At 59.6% G+C, this 17,040-nt stretch carries 19 protein-coding genes; 9 read left to right on the plus strand and 10 right to left on the minus strand.

Going from position 1 to position 17,040, the window contains the following annotated elements:
* Nucleotides 1-3 precede the first annotated feature (3 nt).
* From birA to K5607_RS11105, 4 genes are all read right to left on the minus strand, one after another.
* Nucleotides 4-1,032, minus strand: coding sequence for a bifunctional biotin--[acetyl-CoA-carboxylase] ligase/biotin operon repressor BirA (gene birA, locus K5607_RS11090; protein WP_246598839.1), 1,029 nt, complete (start codon nucleotides 1,030-1,032; stop codon nucleotides 4-6).
* 15 nt (nucleotides 1,033-1,047) lie between these two features.
* Entirely contained in the window at nucleotides 1,048-1,653 is a 606-nt protein-coding gene (locus K5607_RS11095) for a PilZ domain-containing protein (protein WP_054773543.1), read from the minus strand.
* 248 nt (nucleotides 1,654-1,901) lie between these two features.
* Nucleotides 1,902-2,306, minus strand: coding sequence for a hypothetical protein (locus K5607_RS11100; RefSeq protein WP_054773542.1), 405 nt, complete (start codon nucleotides 2,304-2,306; stop codon nucleotides 1,902-1,904).
* Nucleotides 2,307-3,229: 923 nt separating this feature from the next.
* Nucleotides 3,230-3,724 carry a hypothetical protein gene (locus K5607_RS11105; RefSeq protein ID WP_156302424.1) on the minus strand — a complete coding sequence of 165 codons (495 nt, stop codon included), beginning with the start codon at nucleotides 3,722-3,724 and terminating at the stop codon, nucleotides 3,230-3,232.
* Between the two features lie 78 nt (nucleotides 3,725-3,802).
* Here K5607_RS11105 and K5607_RS11110 point away from each other — a divergent pair, with 78 nt between their 5' ends.
* Nucleotides 3,803-4,084 carry a hypothetical protein gene (locus K5607_RS11110; protein WP_221047039.1) on the plus strand — a complete coding sequence of 94 codons (282 nt, stop codon included), beginning with the start codon at nucleotides 3,803-3,805 and terminating at the stop codon, nucleotides 4,082-4,084.
* Between the two features lie 79 nt (nucleotides 4,085-4,163).
* Here K5607_RS11110 and K5607_RS11115 read toward each other — a convergent pair whose 3' ends face one another.
* The 6 genes from K5607_RS11115 to K5607_RS11140 all read right to left on the minus strand — a co-directional run bounded on the left by K5607_RS11115 (nucleotide 4,164) and on the right by K5607_RS11140 (nucleotide 8,643).
* On the minus strand, nucleotides 4,164-5,108 hold the full coding sequence (locus K5607_RS11115) for an RES family NAD+ phosphorylase (RefSeq protein WP_221047040.1): 945 nt from the start codon (nucleotides 5,106-5,108) through the stop codon (nucleotides 4,164-4,166).
* A 445-nt stretch (nucleotides 5,109-5,553) separates the two neighbouring features.
* Nucleotides 5,554-6,225, minus strand: a complete 672-nt coding sequence (locus K5607_RS11120; protein ID WP_221047041.1) for a DUF4019 domain-containing protein — start codon at nucleotides 6,223-6,225, stop codon at nucleotides 5,554-5,556.
* A 19-nt stretch (nucleotides 6,226-6,244) separates the two neighbouring features.
* Nucleotides 6,245-6,625, minus strand: a complete 381-nt coding sequence (locus K5607_RS11125; protein WP_054773537.1) for a hypothetical protein — start codon at nucleotides 6,623-6,625, stop codon at nucleotides 6,245-6,247.
* Between the two features lie 231 nt (nucleotides 6,626-6,856).
* The gene (locus K5607_RS11130; RefSeq protein ID WP_221047042.1) at nucleotides 6,857-7,210 is read right to left on the minus strand and encodes a hypothetical protein; all 354 of its coding nucleotides are present in this window, start codon (nucleotides 7,208-7,210) and stop codon (nucleotides 6,857-6,859) included.
* Nucleotides 7,211-7,293: 83 nt separating this feature from the next.
* On the minus strand, nucleotides 7,294-7,590 hold the full coding sequence (locus K5607_RS11135; RefSeq protein ID WP_156302420.1) for a hypothetical protein: 297 nt from the start codon (nucleotides 7,588-7,590) through the stop codon (nucleotides 7,294-7,296).
* A gap of 537 nt (nucleotides 7,591-8,127) precedes the next feature.
* Nucleotides 8,128-8,643: a hypothetical protein gene (locus tag K5607_RS11140; RefSeq protein ID WP_054773535.1), complete on the minus strand. Its 516-nt coding sequence runs from the start codon at nucleotides 8,641-8,643 to the stop codon at nucleotides 8,128-8,130.
* Nucleotides 8,644-9,130: 487 nt separating this feature from the next.
* On the opposite strand from K5607_RS11140, the gene K5607_RS11145 reads away from it, so the two are divergent.
* The 8 genes from K5607_RS11145 to K5607_RS11180 all read left to right on the plus strand — a co-directional run bounded on the left by K5607_RS11145 (nucleotide 9,131) and on the right by K5607_RS11180 (nucleotide 17,033).
* Complete coding sequence (locus K5607_RS11145; RefSeq protein WP_217994956.1) at nucleotides 9,131-9,385, plus strand: hypothetical protein; 255 nt, start codon at nucleotides 9,131-9,133, stop codon at nucleotides 9,383-9,385.
* A gap of 42 nt (nucleotides 9,386-9,427) precedes the next feature.
* Nucleotides 9,428-9,748 (plus strand): c-type cytochrome, encoded by a 321-nt coding sequence (locus K5607_RS11150; RefSeq protein WP_221047043.1) that lies wholly within the window; start codon nucleotides 9,428-9,430, stop codon nucleotides 9,746-9,748.
* Nucleotides 9,745-10,998 (plus strand): NAD(P)/FAD-dependent oxidoreductase, encoded by a 1,254-nt coding sequence (locus K5607_RS11155; RefSeq protein WP_246598840.1) that lies wholly within the window; start codon nucleotides 9,745-9,747, stop codon nucleotides 10,996-10,998. Before K5607_RS11150 ends, K5607_RS11155 begins: the two co-directional genes overlap by 4 nt.
* Before the next feature lie 275 nt (nucleotides 10,999-11,273).
* Nucleotides 11,274-12,149, plus strand: a complete 876-nt coding sequence (locus tag K5607_RS11160; protein ID WP_217994999.1) for a dTDP-4-dehydrorhamnose reductase family protein — start codon at nucleotides 11,274-11,276, stop codon at nucleotides 12,147-12,149.
* Nucleotides 12,146-13,159: a polysaccharide biosynthesis protein gene (locus tag K5607_RS11165; protein ID WP_281427700.1), complete on the plus strand. Its 1,014-nt coding sequence runs from the start codon at nucleotides 12,146-12,148 to the stop codon at nucleotides 13,157-13,159. The genes K5607_RS11160 and K5607_RS11165 overlap by 4 nt, the downstream gene beginning before the upstream one ends.
* Nucleotides 13,152-14,288, plus strand: a complete 1,137-nt coding sequence (gene wecB / locus K5607_RS11170; RefSeq protein WP_246598841.1) for a non-hydrolyzing UDP-N-acetylglucosamine 2-epimerase — start codon at nucleotides 13,152-13,154, stop codon at nucleotides 14,286-14,288. The genes K5607_RS11165 and wecB overlap by 8 nt, the downstream gene beginning before the upstream one ends.
* A 61-nt stretch (nucleotides 14,289-14,349) precedes the next feature.
* Entirely contained in the window at nucleotides 14,350-15,888 is a 1,539-nt protein-coding gene (locus tag K5607_RS11175) for a radical SAM protein (protein ID WP_221047044.1), read from the plus strand.
* 26 nt (nucleotides 15,889-15,914) lie between these two features.
* Nucleotides 15,915-17,033: a DegT/DnrJ/EryC1/StrS family aminotransferase gene (locus tag K5607_RS11180; RefSeq protein ID WP_221047045.1), complete on the plus strand. Its 1,119-nt coding sequence runs from the start codon at nucleotides 15,915-15,917 to the stop codon at nucleotides 17,031-17,033.
* Nucleotides 17,034-17,040: the final 7 nt, after the last annotated feature.

The raw sequence follows: 17,040 nt of genomic DNA on the forward strand, positions 1-17,040 counted from the left end.
GGGTCAAGGGATAGGCCGGGCGTCGGCGACACGCAGCCGCACCTCGCCCGAGGCGTAGGCCTTGCGGCTGCCGTCCGGCAACTCCAGCAGCAGCAGGCCATCTTCCGTCACGTCGCGGGCGACGCCGCTTTCGTAGCGGTCGGCCAGATGCATCACCACCGGCCGGTCCAACACGCAATTGAGTTGCCGCCACTCCGGCAAATACGCCTTGAGCCCGGAGGACGAGTAAGCGCTCAGCAAAACCACCAATTCCTCGACGAGCAAGGCCGCCAAACGGTTGCGCGACGGCGGATCGCCGCCGCACACCTCGGCCAGGTCCACCCAGTCCTGGTCGATGTCCGCCCCCGCCCGTTCCGGCATGGTGCCGTTGATGCCCAGCCCCACCACGGCGCGGCAAGGCCCATGGCTTTCCCCGACCACTTCGATGAGCACACCGCCCAGTTTACGGCCGCGCCACAGCAAATCGTTGGGCCACTTCAAGCCGACGCCTTCCACGCCGCAGCGCCGCAAGGCGCGCACCGTCGCGACGCCCACCGCCAGGCTCAACCCGCCCAGGGCCGCCGGCCCTTCGGGAAAACGCCACAGCAGGGACAGATAGATGCTGGCGCCGAACGGCGAAACCCAATGGCGGCCGCTGCGGCCGCGGCCGGCGGTCTGCATTTCGGCCAGGCACGCCAAGGCGCCGTCCCGCGCCGGCGCGTCCAAGCGCAACAGTTGGGCGTTGGAGGAATCGAGCACGGCATGGACCCGCAAGTCCGCCACCAAGGGGCGCGCCTGCGGTGAAAGCGCGTCGAGAATGGCTCCCGCGTCGAGCAGTTCCAGCGGCCCGGCCAACCGATAGCCCCGGCCCGCCACGCTGTAGACGGCGAGGCCCAGGCTTTCCAAGCCATGCACCTGCTTCCACACGGCGGCACGGGTCAACCCCAGTTGCCGCGCCAATTCCGCGCCGGAACAGAAGCGGCCGTCCGCTAGGCAGCGAAGCAGCCGCCATTGGGAATCGGACAAAGAGGTATCGGCGCTGCCTGCGGACATGGGAAAAGGAAGGGGTCAGATATAGCGGTTGGCTTCCAGCTCCCGCTGATGCTTGATTTCCTCAGCCTGCTTCTTCAGCACGTAGCCGGTGAGGAACTCCTGGTCGCGCTCGTCGATGCGGGTGAAATCCACGCCGATCCAGAACTTGCCGGCCTCGGGAACCTCGTCGTTGAGGCGGCACGCCACCACCTTGCCGTCCGCCACGATTTTGAACAACGACGGCGGCAACAACATGGTCACCACCACCGGCAGGTCGCGGGGCAGCGGCGCCGGCGCGGCGAAACCGACGCCGGAAGCGCTGAGGGACACGTCGCTCATGGCCGGACCGGAGCCGTCCATGGATTTGGAAATGAGCGCCTCGGCCAATAAGCCGATTTTCTTGTCCAGAATGGCGATGGCCGCGGCGACTTCCGGACTTTCCTTCATCAACTTACGGAACACCGGCCGCGACTCGTTGCCCAAGGCGGAGAGTTTACCCGGCAGGCTTTTCAACGGATCGGCGGCCTTGCCCCGCTCCGCATCGCTCGGCGTCGCCTCGTCCGCGCGCCGGTAGGAAAAATAGATCCTATCCCTGATGCGGAAAAACCGCCGATCACTCACGCCTCCCGCCAGCTCTGCCATGACAGCGCTCCTCCTGCCTCTCAAATCCTATTTTTATACCACAGCCGCCCGCCCCCAACAAAAAGCATGCCCGGAACTGTGAACTCCCGACAACAACGGCCGCGGCGTCGCCCCGCAACGGCATCCGGCCGCGCTTGGACAGCCTGGGCGGCGCCGGCAAGCCACCCCATATGCAGGAGAACGTCCGGACTGATGAACCAAAGCGTTTGCGCAACAGCCCGCGCTTTTTGCGCTCGATCCGCCGGCCGCTATTTGAACGTAGCCTTGTAGTACGGCAGGTAAACGCTAGGCAACAGCCCGTTTCGAGCGCGGCCAAGCCCGGCCTCCCAGCGCGGGTCCTCGATCGACACAGGCCCGAACGACGCCGAATCGCCATTAGCGTTATATAACCCCGCCGAAACCTCGCCCCCGGATAGCTCCGGACGCTTGAAATACCACCCTTTCGGCGGGTAACAGTGTTTAGCGTTGCCGTTGGAAAAATCCAAAATAACGAACATACAGGCATCGCCAACCAACAGTAACTCGCCGTTGCCGAAAAACAGCCCGTAGCCGTTGGTCGAATGAAAGTCGCAAACGCCGGAGAATGGCTGTTCCAGCCTAACCCGTATATGGCTCGACGCCATGTGATGCTCACCGAAGTCTTGGATTTCCATAGACCTGCCGGTGCTTGATTGGATAGTTCGCTTATAGTCCATGGTGAGAAAATTTGGCCATGTTAAATAGTGGCATGATAAAGCTGGTTCAACACATAATCTGGCATATCACTTTTGCGCACGACAAGGTAGCCGAGATGAATAGGCATGTAACTGCTTGGCGGTGGTTTTCTTGTACGCCGTAAACCGAATCCGCCATAGCGGCAGCCGTAGTCGCGGTTTGATATTTCGGGCCGCTTTGACTATAAAACCGTACGTTCTCGCCGTGTCCCGATCCCGATCCCGAGCCGAATAAGCCGCCATTTATTCTAAGGAAACGCAGGGTTTATCTTTCCTATCTAGCACATAGGCTGAGTTGGAGCGATAGCGTAAACCCGGCTTGGTCGGAAATCGATAGCCGGATTTCCCGGATCCAACCTAGCCTCGTACTTTAGCGCGGCTCCAGCGGAGCGAACTTGACCGAAGGGTTAGGTGCTTGCATGTGGCCTCCCCGCCAAAAACCAACCGACAAGAATGACTGCGAGCAGAAGCCCTGAAAGAGGCCAATATATGAGCCATTGGTACGGGAGGCCGGAGGGGTCACGTGGCCCCCAGATAGACAAGGCGCCAACCAGAAGAAGTGAACACGATGAAGCCAAGAAGCCAGAGTGCCACACCACAAGTGATGGTTTCAGAGCGACAGATAGCCCGGCCCAGAGGAAATGAGGTGCTGCGTAGAACGGAAACCCCCAGAAAAGATGCTGAATAAGTAGTTCACCTGAGAAGGGCTTCCAGCGCAGCGACATGAAAAGAGCCACCAGCGCAAACAGCGCAGGAAACAGAACATGAGCAAGCTGGTGAGCGCGTTTCATCTGGCACCTAACGCCTAGCTATGGGGCGCATAGCGAAGCGGAGCGTCCCTTTAAGCGCCGTGTTATGCGAATTTACCTTTTTCCCTTTGCCCATTCTCTTAACTGCTGTATTTTGGTTGATGCATCAGTGGTGTGGTAGAAAGAAAACGAGCCAGAGCAAGCAAAAACGAGCCCGTTTGATTCTTTGTTAAGAAATATTACATATTCCCAGCCAGGTCGAAGGCCCAGCATACAGTTTCCATTGGTGAACGGCAATTCTTTTAGAAAATGTGGGGAAAACTTTTTTCCTTTAAATACTTCTTTTTCTTCGAAAGAGACGCGGACATACTCACCATTAGCCATATCGACGATGTCAGAGTCGGCATTTTCTAATTCACTAGCATCCCTAATTTCTGCGACAGAGATTTTTACATGTGCCACATAGTCGGCTTTGATATATCGGCTTTGCTCGGCTTCACCTCTTACACATTTGCAGGCTAAGACAGCTTGCACTGGAAGTAAAGCCAAAATAAAAACTACAATAATCGCGGGAAAAATTTTAAACATCGTCCTGGAGGTTGCGCGCATAACGTGTAGCTAAGGGGCGCGCCGCAGGCACGTCCCAGCGACCGAAGGGAGCGAACTTGAGCGCAGGGTTAGGAAGCATTGGCTCTGACTCGACGAGAGAAGAGAAAAACCAACCCGACAATTATGGCCGGCGGTAACGCCATTGCCGCCAATACGACAAGCCCTTTTGGAGAAATTGCTTCCGGAATTCCATCGCGGAACATGGAGACGATTACAAAAACAAACGGGCTCGATATTATCGAGAGCGTACTCGCAAAGAAGTCATTTTTGAACCTCCAATGCATAAAGGCGGCAACCGCGAAAGCGACAGCAAACATAACAATTGCACCGGTTGGCATCGAGGTCATCGCTGACACCTAACGTCTGAATTCACCGGCATTGCGCGGCTTTATGCGCAAGGTCCGGTGGAATGATGGGTTGGGCCGCATTTGGCGCGCTTTCACTTATGGCGCTCCAATAGATTGAACAGCGTAGAGAATGGATCATCTCGATCAGTGTCGAATTCGTCCTTGTCGTAGTCCTTCGGGGCCGTCGGAGCTTCAGTGAACTCATAAGCTAGTGCTTTGACGGCAACAACACTTTCACTCTTCGGCACGAGTGCAAAGTCAGTCGTGTTGAAGAAGGCATAGTTACTTCCGGGGCCAAGACTACTCTGGAACATTACCCCGTCGAACCCTACCTCCCTGACACAATCGGAGAGTAATTGTGTGATGAGGTAGAACTCCCTTTGGTCGGGAGTTACGGGCAGGTTCATCAAAGAGTTGAAAGAGAAGATTAGGCGCAGTTCCTCAAGTCGCGTATCGCTCAGAAAATTTCGGATATCTTTGGATGTTAGGTCCGCAATCTTGAGTGATCGAGTCGCTTCGAACTCCGCTGTCGATACTAGGTGTCCAGGGTGTGGGCGCACTTCGGCCACCGCCGTCTCACGATTCGAAGCGAGATAGAGCAAAGATACCCGTGCGCGATTTAGTCGGCCCTCGGAGGCGACATGCACTGGTGGGCTACCAATGGCTTCGCCCGTGTAGGCCACGTAGAGATAGTAAGGGTCAAAGTCGGGGCTAGTGGGCGTCAAGCGTTCGCTGACGCCGATACGCGCGCGATAGAGCCGTGCACCCTTCTCGAAACTTGCGTCAATGTCCGGTCTTGACTGCAAGAAGAGCTTGGTGAGATCGTGTTGAAGTAAGAAGTAGTTCTCATTGAAGCTACGGTTAATCAGCGTAGTTAGGCTGGGCGATAGCTGTGCCTTTATGCCAATGTGTATTCTTCCGTCCCAATAGCCTCCGCCGAGCGAAATATCCTCATCGGCCATCGGATACCAACCATCTTCTATATAGCTAAACGCATTCTCAAATTCCTCAGCAGAGGCTGTGGCTTGAAGATCCATTACAGCGTTTTGACCGAATAGGACAGTAGAAAGACTATCGCCTCCCAAGTGCCCGTTGTATTGCCACTCAGAGTAGTGCACACGAATGAGGGCTCGAAAGATACTCTTGAGCTCAGTGTGGTCTGCCGCTAGCGCTATAGTATTTTTCGCCCCACAGATCCGACATTTAGCAACCAGCGATCCGTGCTTTCGGACTGTCTCGACCAACTCAGGAGCTTTAAAACATTCTGAGCAGAAATATTCTTCAGTAGCCATGTGGAGAAGAATGAGAAGGTTTAGCGGCCCAACGTAAAACTAACCGGGCGCGGTCCGGAAAGCTGAAAAATAAAACCGCATTATGACCGCGCTCCGGTTGAGCGCCATGTTAGGCATTTTCTGAAAATCAATCGAATCTGATTCGATTGATTTGAAATCAACGGCTACCAAGAGCAGCATACACGCGGCCTTATGGCAATAGCGAAGCAACAGGAATGCAGAAGGGAGGGTCGCAACGGCCTATGTTGTAACTGTTTATTCGCCAAGTACCATTCTCGGGAATGGTCGACACGACTTCGGCCCAAACGTCTTTCGAGTCGCTGAATCGGCCCTGGTAGGTATGAAAGACAAAAGGCCCGCGCACCCCGTTGACCTCATCCGGTGTTCCCGCTGACACGAGTAGGCGCTGTCCGATGCTCCCCAATGGGTCTCTCACCTGCTTGCTCATGGACATGTAGGCATCCTCGCTGACCCTCTCCTTGTTTCGCTTGGAGTACAGTGTGTAGGCAGCCTTGTGGTCACGGGCATCAGTAAGATTAAGAAACCGGTCGATGAGGAGCCGCGCGTCTTCCTTGGGAGGTTGGACTTCAATGCCCAGGGTCGCCGGGTTCGCAAACCAAACTGACGCAAACAGCGCCAGCGCGCCGCCGGCGCGGATACCACCTTGCATGGGCAGAGGGACGTCCAGCCTCAGGAATCCTGGCAGCAGTGCGCCGATACCGGCGGCGGAAAGTGCCATGGTGAGGCGAAAGGCAAAGAACTGGGTAATCGACGGCATGGGAATCAGGACGACCAGCACTAGAATGGCGCTCAGGAAGATGATGCCGAATCCAAAGACGGCAATTTTTTCGATGTTACTCATAGACAATGGCATCATTTCCTCAGCATAGGTTCATGTTGTTGATACGGGTAACAGCGCCCGGCCTCCCTCCCGCGTCCTGCGGAGGCAGCACCAACTGGTATATCTGGAATCCGGCCTGGACCGCAGCCATGTCGCCGACCTGCTTCAGATAACGCACCGCTGTGCAGTCTGCGTCGAGTTCTTCGTTGTATCCGAGGACGGGCCACATCTGCGGCGGCGAGTTGAGCTTCATCAGCCCGTGCCCCCGTGCGTGGTGCGCGTACTCATGAGCGCGCAGGAAACGGAACCCTGGGGACCCGATGCCTCCCATCTTCTGAACCCAGACATTGTCGTAGAAGATCACCGGTTGTCCCATGTAAAACGTGGCAAGCCCGGCGAAGCCCTGACCGGTGCCCGGCATGAGCTATTCGGGGACCTGCCCTACCCCGGGCAATGGTCCCAGGTTCAATTGCTGCTCGGCGAGCGAATTTAGTGGGAAAAAGCAGATTGACCATGCGAACAAGAGTCCGCAGAGCCTTGCTGATCGGATGACGCGTTTATTCATAAATCCTCCCTATGTGATGCCTAACGTAAAAGTGAGGGGCGCGAGCGGCTACGCCGCGAAGCGTCCCTCTCGACTGACGGGTTAGGGCTATTCGGAAAAGTAGTGGCATTTGGAAACAACATGTCCATCAGCCGAGTAACCTACGCCCCAAGCACTAAGAAAATATTCATAACGAACTTCCGTAACGCAACGGCCGTCGTTCTTGCCTCGATAGTCACCATCACCACCCCACCAAAGGTTTTCCCCGCAGGGACGCACTACGTCTGGTTTCCCTAGCAGGGCAATTACATCTTGCGTCGATGCGCCCATTTTTACTTCAGCAAATTCCTTGCCAGCACGACTGTCGAGAAACATGCTGATGGCGACCCAGCCGACTAGCAATATGACTCCAACAAAAGAGGCAAGAGCAAGCACTTTGAAAAGTCGAAGCAGTGTTTTCATTGCCCTAACGTGAAGCTGAGGGGCGCGCCGAAGGCGCGTCCCGGCCCCCAAAGGGGGCGAACTCGAGCGTAGGGTTAGCAGGGTTACGCATCTTCAAAAAACTTTTCGAGAGATTGCCATAACTCATGAGCATCATTTTCTGGATTTTTTCGTATTGTCTTCTGGTGACTTTTTATAGAGTGGATAAGCTGACGTAGTTCAGCGGCATCTGACAAAAGAGCGATTCGTTCCTGAGGTGATTGCGCCGCATCGTATTTGCGTCCTTTTGCACTTTCATGTTGCTGGAGTATCTCCAGCAACCCATCAAGAAAAACAGGTTTATCTTCACGATCTAAAGTGGCGTATATTTTTTTCAGTTCTTCTGCATTCAGCATTTGCATTTGCATTCCTCGGCAAGGAGCCTCTCACACCTGCTAACGTAGAGCTAACCGGCGCTGCGCGGCTTTATCGCGCAGCGTCCAGAGAGCGAAGCGAACGGGGTTGAGCTCCGGGTTAGACCTTACTCGCCCGCCTCCGCCGAGTAGCTGATTGGAAATTTCAGGACACGTCAATGCAGGCAAAGTACTTGACCGTTCTATTTCAAGAACGGCGCGTTAACGCTATCAATGAAAGCCCTAATTTGTTTGGCAAGCGTTCCATCAGTTTCGCTCCCCTGAAAAACAACAGACCCGGTTTCATACACGTTCAAGACCAACCCATTGGTGAATGTATACATGCTTTGCCCATTGGGCTTGTTATCAAGCGTGTGCTCGAAATTGCCAAGAAAGGTCTTGAGTAGGTCTAGCTTTAGGCATTTGGATGACATGATTTCTCCTAGGGGTAAAAAAACTTGTGAGGTCTAACGTAGAGCTAACCGGCGCTGCGCGGCTTTATCGCGCAGCGTCCAGCGACCGAAAGGAGCGAGGTTGAGCGCCATGTTAGGCCTTTGCATTCCCAACGCAGTTGATGATGAGTTCCTTTGCTTGGTCCTTCTTCGGCATGTTGAAGAAGAGCTCCGATGCATGATACGCGAGCTGGAAATCGTTCGAGCGTAGCGCATGCTGGACTATGGTTGTCAGCACGTCGTCTTTCGTGGGTTTGTTCCAAATTTCGGACGCGACTGCAATTGCAAACTCGGTACTGTTTGCGGCGAGTGCCTTCTGGACAAGTGCTTTGAGCGCGGTATCTCGGGCCGGCTTGTTGAACATGCCTTTTGTGGTTTCAAAGGCGATAAGAAACTCGCTTGGAATTCCTTCTGAGGCAAACTCAACCACTGGAACAGGCGTTGTCTCTTGTGCAGTTTGACTGATCAAAACGGGTGCCTTTGGCACTGCAATATGGATGTCTGAGCTTGGCTTTTGTTTTTTGTGTTGCTCTCGTGCGTAGTGGAGCGAACCGATACCGGCGACGGCGGCAATGATTCCAGCGATGTAGGAGGCAACTTCGAGGGTCATCGGTCTAACGTAGAGCTAAGGGGCGTGCCGCTCACGGACGCTAAACGAAACCCCAAAGTTTGATAAATTACAAAACTTTAAAACCGCCCTGAGGCGGCACGTCCCTTTAAGCGCCATGTTAGGCATGATCGCTGCTCTCCCATAGGCGACCTTCGTGCACAACTGAACAATGGTAACAACCGCTCGATTTGCCGTCGATGTTGTACCACCAGTGCTTGCCGCCAACAGCCTCACAGTTTTCGGCTTTCTCTACCACACCAAGATTGATGATAAACCAAGGCAGTTTGGTACGTAGCCAAGTACGCCACCGATATGGGTGACCTGAATCCCAGTATTCCATACTTATTTAAATTGGTCATACCTAACGTAAAGTAGACACCAATAAACGATCTAATTTTTTATCACACCGGTGTGATAACGACCGTCGAAAGCGCTTGAAGCCTTGCAAATCTTGACTATCTTCCATTTAGCACACCAGGGACGGTTTATGACCACGGAACTCTCGCAAGGTAACGCTCCTGCCCCCAAACGCCTCGACCAAGTCCGCGATCGCTTGCGGACGAAGAGGAATATCGAAGTCAAGTCTTGCCTTTTGCCGCAACACCGACACCTCACATCCACGCTGCAAAAAATTTACCGCCGATTCGCCCGCGTGTCTGTCAGCCTAGGCTTACAAACCGACAAACCCTTTGCCAACCTATCCGTCCAGGCCGCCAAATCGGGCGCAAACACCTTGCCGTGAAAAACGGCTGCCGCTAAGCTCAGGCAAACTTCAGGACTCACCATGCAGCGCAACGTTTTTTTACTCGCCACGGCTCTGCTGGCCGGCACGGCTTCGGCACAGGGGGAACGGTCCGCAGCCTTGGACCCGCAAGCCTTGGCCCTGGCCTGCGCCGGTTGCCACGGCACCGGCGGGCGCGGTGCGGGCGCCGCCCCCAAACTGTCTGGCATGAACCCGGCCCGCTTCACGGCGGCCATGGGCGATTTTCGGTCCGGCAGCCGCCCGGCCACGGTGATGAGCCGCATCGCCCGCGGCTACGACGATGCCGAGCTTGCCGCCATGGCGGAATTTTTCTCCGCCGCCGGGCAGGAGCCGCGGCCGTGAACCGCTCGCGGCGGCGTTTTCTCGCCGGCTTGGGCGTACTGGGCGCCTGGGCCGCCGCCGGTTGCGCTCCTTTGGCGCGCGGCGCCAGGGTGGTGGTGATCGGCGGCGGCTACGGCGGCGCCACCGCGGCCAAGTATGTGCGCTTGCTGGCGCCGGACATCCGCGTTTATCTGGTCGATCCCAGCGAGGTTTACCTGTCCTGCCCCGGTTCCAACGACGTGCTGGCCGGCCTGGCGGAGCTGTCCAGCCTGGAACGCAGCCGCGACGGGCTGAGCCGGCGCTGGGGCGTGGAGCTGGTGCGCGACGCCGTCGCCGCCGTTGATGGGGCTAAGCGCCAGGTTCGGCTGCAAAGCGGCGCCAGCCTGGCTTACGACCGGCTCGTCGTCTCCCCCGGCATCGACTTCCGCTGGAACGCCATCCCCGGCTACGACGAAGCGGCCAGCCAGAACATTCCCCACGCCTGGAAAGCCGGCCCGCAAACCTTGTTGCTGCGCGACCAGCTGCGCGCCATGCCCGAGGACGGCCTGGTGGTCCTCACCGCGCCGGCCAATCCCTACCGTTGCCCGCCCGGCCCTTACGAACGGGCTTCGCTGGTGGCCCATTACCTCCAGCGCCACAAGCCCCGCGCCAAGCTGCTGATCTTGGACGCCAAGTCGGCCTTTTCCAAACAAGCGCTGTTCCAGGAAGCCTGGCGCCGCCATTATCCGGGCCGGCTGGAATGGCTGCCCTACACCCGCACGGGCCAGATCGAACGCATCGACGCCGCCAGCCGCACAGTGCACTGCGAATTCGAAACCTTCCGCGCCGACGTGCTCAACGTCATCCCCCCGCAACAAGCCGGCGCCGTCGCCCGCCAAGCGGGACTGGCCGATGCCGGCGGCTGGTGTCCGGTGCATCCCGACAGCTTCGCCTCCACCCTGCTGCCGGACATCCACGTCATCGGCGACGCGTGCAGCGCCAGCCCCATGCCCAAATCCGCCTTCGCCGCCGGCTCCCAAGCCAAGGCCTGCGCCGTGGCGGTGGTGGCGAGCCTGCAAGGCCGGCCGGCGCCCTCGCCCACCCTCATCAACACCTGCTACAGCTTCGTCACCCCGGACGAAGCGGTGTCCGTGGCCGGCGTCTACAAACCGAAGGACGGCCAATTGACCACCGCCTCCGGCGGCGAGACGCCCTTGGACGCCGACTGGCGGGAAGAGGCCCGCTACGCCCACGGCTGGCGCGAAGCCGCCAAGGACGACAGTTTCCGCTGACCGCGCCGTGTTGAATTGCCTCCGGGCATCAGGGACAATCGGCCGGGCCGCGCGGGCGGCGGCTTGCAGGGACACCGAGCCGGCCGGACGAACCTCAATGCCGTCAACTCCGGCCCCCTCTCCCTGAGGGAGAGGGTTGGGGTGAGGGGAATAAAAGGCCGCGACCTATAAATCCCCTCACCCTGTCCCTCTCCCACGGGGAGAGGGGACCCACTAATAAGCGCTAATTTGACGACATTGGGCGGCGCCGCGCCCCTAAAATTCCAAGAGGCTCCATGATGAAGGTGTTGGTGATCGGCGCCAGCGGCATGCTGGGACACGCCATGCTGCGCGTTTTGGGCGAAAACACGGATTGGCAGGTGCGGGGCACCGTCCGCGGCTACGATCCGGCCCGCTATTTCCCGGACAACATCGCCGCCAACGTCCTCACCGGCGTCAACGCGGACAACCTGGACAGCGTCGCCAAGGCCTTCGCCGACGCACAGCCCGATGTGGTCGTCAACTGCATCGGCCTGGTCAAGCAACTGGCCGAGGCCGACGATCCGCTGGCGGCCATTCCCGTCAACGCGCTGTTCCCCCACCGCCTGGCGCGGCTGTGCCAGATGCAAGGAGCCCGGCTGATCCACGTCGGCACCGACTGCGTGTTTTCCGGGCGGCAAGGCAACTACCGGGAAAGCGACTTCCCCGACGCCGACGACCTGTACGGCCGCTCCAAGCTGCTGGGGGAAGTGGACTATCCCCACGCCGTCACCCTGCGCACTTCCATCATCGGCCACGAACTGCGCGGCAACCACGGCCTGATCGGCTGGTTCCTGTCCCAGCAAGGCCGCTGCAAAGGCTACACCCGCGCGATTTTTTCCGGCTTGCCCACCGTGGCGCTAGCGCGAGTGGTGCGGGACACGGTCATCCCCCGTCCGGCGTTGCGCGGCGTCTACCACGTGGCGGCCCGGCCCATCGCCAAATACGACCTGTTGCGCCTGGTGGCGGAGACTTACGGCAAAACCATCGATATCGTGCCGGACGATTCCGTGGTCATCGACCGCTCCCTCGACGGCTCACGATTCCAACAAGCCACCGGCTACGTCGCCCCCGACTGGCCCGAGCTGGTGGCCGCCATGCACGCCCAGCGCTGGGAAGGAGACGCGCCATGATATTCGACGGCAAGGTATTGATGATCACCGGCGGCGCCGGCTCTTTCGGCAGCACGGTGCTCAAGCGCTTCCTGCGCACCCAGGTGCGGGAAATCCGCATTTTCAGCCGCGACGAAAACAAGCAGGAAAAGCTGCGGCTGGCGCTGAACAACGACAAGCTCAAGTTCTACATCGGCGACGTGCGCGACTACGACAGCATCCACCAGGCGCTGAAGGGGGTGGATTACGTGTTCCACGCGGCGGCGCTCAAGCAAGTGCCGTCCTGCGAGTTCTACCCCATGGAAGCGGTGCGCACCAACGTCATCGGCGCGGAAAACGTCATGAACGCCGCCATCGCCAACGGCGTCCAGCGGGTGGTGGTGCTCAGTACCGACAAGGCGGTGTATCCCATCAACGCCATGGGCATGTCCAAGGCGCTGATGGAAAAGCTGATGGTCGCCAAGGCGCGTATGCAGGGCGAGGGCGACACGGTGCTGTGCGCCACCCGCTACGGCAACGTGATGGCCTCGCGCGGTTCGGTGATTCCGCTGTTCGTCGAACAGATGCGGCAAGGCGCGCCGCTCACCGTCACCGATCCCCACATGACGCGCTTCCTCATGTCCCTGGAAGACTCGGTGGACCTGGTGATGTACGCCCTCAGCCACGGCCGCCAGGGCGATATTTTCGTGCAGAAAGCGCCCGCCTCCACCATCGGCGACCTGGCCCAGGCGCTCAAGGAATTGTTCGACAGCGCCAGCGACATCCGCACCATCGGCACCCGCCACGGCGAGAAGCTGTACGAATCCCTGCTGTCCCGCGAGGAAATGGCGCGGGCGCAAGACATGGGCGGCTACTACCGCATTCCCGCCGACAACCGCGACCTCAACTACAACAAGTACTTCGTCAACGGCGAGGAAAAAATCTCCCAGGTGGACGACTACACCTCCCACAACACCGAGCGGCTGGACGTGGAACAGGTGAAGGCGCTGCTGCTCAAGCTCGACTACATCCAGGAGCAGCTGCGTGCTTAAAGTCATGACCATCGTCGGCACCCGGCCGGAACTCATCAAAATGAGCCGCGTCATCGCCGAGTTCGACCGCCACACCCGCCACGTCCTGGTGCACACCGGGCAAAATTACGATTACGAACTCAACCAGGTATTTTTCGACGACCTGGACATCCGCAAGCCGGACTACTTCCTCGACGCCGCCGGGGACAACGCCGCGCAAACCATCGGCCAGGTCATCATCAAAGCCGACGCGGTGCTGGAGCGGGAAAACCCCGACGCCCTGCTGCTTTACGGCGACACCAACTCCTGCCTGGCGGTGATCGCCGCCAAGCGGCGCAAGATCCCCATCTTCCACATGGAAGCCGGCAACCGCTGCTTCGACCAGCGCGTGCCGGAAGAGCTGAACCGCAAGGTGCTGGACCACCTCAGCGACATCAACCTGGTGCTGACCGAGCATTCGCGCCGCTACCTGATCGCCGAAGGCATCCGCCCGGAAACCATCGTCAAGACCGGCTCCCACATGCAGGAAGTGCTGGAGCACTACCGGCCGAAAATCGAGCGCTCCGACGTGCTGCAACGGCTGGAACTGGAGCCGGACCGCTTCTTCATCGTCAGCGCCCACCGGGAGGAAAACGTCGATTCGCCGCAGAACCTGCAAGACCTGCTGGCAACCCTCAACGCCCTGGCGGAAACCTACAATTTGGCGGTGGTGGTCTCCACCCACCCCCGCACCCGCAAGCGGCTGGACGCGCTGGGCAGCACCGGCCGCATGCATCCCCTGATCCACTTCCTCAAGCCCTTCGGCTTCTGCGACTACATCAAGCTGCAACAGGCGGCGCGCTGCGTCATTTCCGACAGCGGCACCATCACCGAGGAAGCCGCCCTGCTGAACCTTCCCGCCGTCACCCTGCGCGCCGCCCACGAACGGCCGGAAGGCATGGACGCCGGCACGCTCGTCATGTCCGGCCTGGGCAAGGAGCGGGTACTGGACGCCGTGGCGGTGGTGCTGGCCCAGCACGACCCGACCCGGCCCGCCAAGCAAAGCGTGGCCGACTACGAAACCGGGCCGGTGTCGCAGCAGATTCTGCGCGTCGTGCTGAGCTATACGGACTACGTCAACCGCACGGTGTGGTTCAAGCCAGGCGCCTAGCCGCCGCTAACCATCCTGGCGGCGCGGGACGCCGCCGTTGCAATCCCACTGGAGCCCATCGATGACGGACGGCGACGACCTTCTGCAGCTCGCCCTTGGCGCTTATGCCGAAGGCGACCTGGACAGCGCAGAACAGCACCTTCGCGCCCTGGTCGTCCTCCAACCGGAAAATGCCGAACTGCGCCATGCGCTGGGGCAATTGCTACTGCATCGAGGCCAGGCGGAGGAAGCCGCCGTTTGTTTCCAAACGGCGGTCGACCTCAATCCGGTGGCGCTGCCCTACCTCTACGATCTGGCCCTGGCGCAAGCCGAGGCCGGCCGCTATGCCGAGGCCAGCGGCCCGCTTTACCAATGCCTAGGCATCGACCCGGCCTATCCGGGCGCCAAACTGGCCCTGGCCTGCGTCGACGCGGCGCAACGGCGCTACGACTCGGCCCGAGAACGTTTCAAGGAAGCCTTTGCCGACGAGCCGGACGCGCCCGCCGCCTGCCACGCCTGGGTGGAGCGGCTGCTGCAACAAGGCCAAGCCGGCGAGGCTTTTTTTGTGCTGGAGCTCGCCCTGGCGGCGGCGCCCAACGACCGGCCCTTGCGGGAATTGCAGCGGTCTTTGCAAACGCAAACGGTGGATTTCGGCCAAACGCTCACCGTCGACGCGACGCCGGCCAAGCTGCGGCGGGTGGTGATCGAAGTCACCACTTGGTGCAACCTGGATTGCCCCGGCTGCTTCCGCACGCAAAGCATCGCGGCGGGCCATTGGACCAACAAACACATTGCGCCGGAGACCTTCGCCAAGATCGTCGCCAACCTGCCCCCCTGCCGGCAAGGCGTGCTGCACGGCATCGGCGAGCCGACCATGCATCCCCGTTACCTGGAACTGGTGGAAATCGCCAAGGCCAGCGGCCGCTTCGACAGCCTGGTGTGCAACACCAATGCCCAGGCCCGCAACATCGACTTTTACCGCGCGGTGATCGAAAAAGGGCTGGACTTCTTCCAGGTGTCGGTGGACTCCCTGACGCCGGAAGTCGCCGCCGTGACGCGCGCCGGCACGGACGTGGAAAAACTGCGCCGCAACCTCGCCGAGTTCCACCGCCTGGGTTTGCCGTTCTCCGTCCAAATGGTCATCAGCCGCCTCAATTACGACGACATCGACCTGACCCTGCGCGCCCTGGACGCCATGGGCCCGTGCACGGTGAACATCCAGCCGTTCGTGGATTCCGACGCCACCCACAACGCCTTGAGTAAAGACATGGCGGCGAGATTTCTCGACAAAATCCGCCACCTGGCCGGCCAGATGGTCAACCTGAACATCAACGCCGGCGGCTTCTACCATTTCGGCATCAATCGGCGGGAGCCCTATGTGCCGCTATGCACGTCCCCATGGTTCGATCCGGCCGTCAACGTGGACGGTTTCATGATGCCCTGCTGCATGCACTGGGACCCGCAAACCCTGGGGCACAGCAACCTGTCCGAGACGTCTTTCGCCCAGGCGTTCGGCTCGCAACCGGTGCAGGCGTTTCTGGACGGTTATATGCGAACCTCGCCGAACTTCTGCGCCCGCTGCTCGGAAAACGTCCGCTGCCTTGCCGCCGGCAACGGCTGAGCTCCCCTCCCTGCCAGGATAAAACGATGGATACCCCGCGCGACGACGCCATCTACGTCACCCAGCCGCAATTGCCGCCCTTGGAGGAATTCATCCCCTACCTGGCGGAGATCTGGGACAAGAGAATCCTCACCAACAACGGCCCCTTCCACGAACAGCTGGAAACGGCTCTGACCCGCTACCTGGGCGTGGAACACATCGCCTTGCTCAGCAACGGCACCCTCGGCTTGATCACCGCGTTGCAGGCGCTGCGCATCACCGGCGAAGTCATCACCACCCCCTACTCCTTCGTCGCCACCGCCCACGCCCTGCTGTGGAACGGCATCAAGCCGGTATTCGTCGACATCGATCCCCATACCCTCAATCTCGACCCGAACAAAATCGAAGCCGCCATCACGCCGCAAACCACCGCCATACTGCCGGTGCACTGCTACGGCCGGCCCTGCGATGTGGCGGCCATCGAGCATATCGCCGACAACTACAACCTCAAGGTCATCTACGACGCCGCCCACGCCTTCGCCGTGCGCCACGACGGCGCCAGCATCCTGCGCCACGGCGACTTGTCGGTGCTCAGCTTCCACGCCACCAAGGTGTTCAATACCGCCGAGGGCGGCGCCATCGTTTGCCCCGACGCCAAAACCAAGCAACGCATCGACCATTTGAAAAACTTCGGTTTTGTGGACGAAACCACGGTGGTGGCGCCGGGCATCAACGGCAAGATGAGCGAGCTCAACGCCGCCTTGGGCCTGCTGCAATTGCAGCACATCGACCGCGCCCTGGCGCGCCGCTGGGAAATCGACGCCGCCTACCGCAAGCTGTTGCGGGACGTGCCGGGCATCCGCTGCCTGCAACCCCTGGAGGCTGAAACGCCGAACCACGCCTATTTCCCCATTCTGGTGGAGGCCGGCTATCCCATCGGCCGCGACGATTTGTATCTCGCCTTGAAACGACAGGACATCCATCCGCGCCGCTATTTTTACCCGCTGATTTCCGATTTCCCCATGTACCGCGGCCTGCCGTCGGCGCGGCGGGAAAACCTGCCGGTGGCCAGCGCCGCCGCGCAAAAGGTCCTGTGCCTGCCGATCCACCCGCAGCTCAGCGACGAACAGGTGCAGCGCATCGCCGCCATCGTCGCCAATCCCTAGCCGCGCC

Origin of the sequence: Methylogaea oryzae (assembly GCF_019669985.1) — a bacterium.
Lineage (GTDB): Bacteria > Pseudomonadota > Gammaproteobacteria > Methylococcales > Methylococcaceae > Methylogaea > Methylogaea oryzae.

Bases quoted from the DNA above. Each gene is read 5' to 3' on its own strand.
- birA (WP_246598839.1), bottom strand. From the start codon at position 1,032: ATGTCCGCAGGCAGCGCCGATACCTCTTTGTCCGATTCCCAATGGCGG.
- K5607_RS11095 (WP_054773543.1), bottom strand. From the start codon at position 1,653: ATGGCAGAGCTGGCGGGAGGCGTGAGTGATCGGCGGTTTTTCCGCATC.
- K5607_RS11100 (WP_054773542.1), bottom strand. From the start codon at position 2,306: ATGGAAATCCAAGACTTCGGTGAGCATCACATGGCGTCGAGCCATATA.
- K5607_RS11105 (WP_156302424.1), bottom strand. From the start codon at position 3,724: ATGCGCGCAACCTCCAGGACGATGTTTAAAATTTTTCCCGCGATTATT.
- K5607_RS11115 (WP_221047040.1), bottom strand. From the start codon at position 5,108: ATGGATCTTCAAGCCACAGCCTCTGCTGAGGAATTTGAGAATGCGTTT.
- K5607_RS11120 (WP_221047041.1), bottom strand. From the start codon at position 6,225: ATGAGTAACATCGAAAAAATTGCCGTCTTTGGATTCGGCATCATCTTC.
- K5607_RS11125 (WP_054773537.1), bottom strand. From the start codon at position 6,625: ATGCCGGGCACCGGTCAGGGCTTCGCCGGGCTTGCCACGTTTTACATG.
- K5607_RS11130 (WP_221047042.1), bottom strand. From the start codon at position 7,210: ATGAAAACACTGCTTCGACTTTTCAAAGTGCTTGCTCTTGCCTCTTTT.
- K5607_RS11135 (WP_156302420.1), bottom strand. From the start codon at position 7,590: ATGCAAATGCTGAATGCAGAAGAACTGAAAAAAATATACGCCACTTTA.
- K5607_RS11140 (WP_054773535.1), bottom strand. From the start codon at position 8,643: ATGACCCTCGAAGTTGCCTCCTACATCGCTGGAATCATTGCCGCCGTC.
- K5607_RS11145 (WP_217994956.1), top strand. From the start codon at position 9,131: ATGACCACGGAACTCTCGCAAGGTAACGCTCCTGCCCCCAAACGCCTC.
- K5607_RS11150 (WP_221047043.1), top strand. From the start codon at position 9,428: ATGCAGCGCAACGTTTTTTTACTCGCCACGGCTCTGCTGGCCGGCACG.
- K5607_RS11160 (WP_217994999.1), top strand. From the start codon at position 11,274: ATGATGAAGGTGTTGGTGATCGGCGCCAGCGGCATGCTGGGACACGCC.
- K5607_RS11165 (WP_281427700.1), top strand. From the start codon at position 12,146: ATGATATTCGACGGCAAGGTATTGATGATCACCGGCGGCGCCGGCTCT.
- K5607_RS11175 (WP_221047044.1), top strand. From the start codon at position 14,350: ATGACGGACGGCGACGACCTTCTGCAGCTCGCCCTTGGCGCTTATGCC.
- K5607_RS11180 (WP_221047045.1), top strand. From the start codon at position 15,915: ATGGATACCCCGCGCGACGACGCCATCTACGTCACCCAGCCGCAATTG.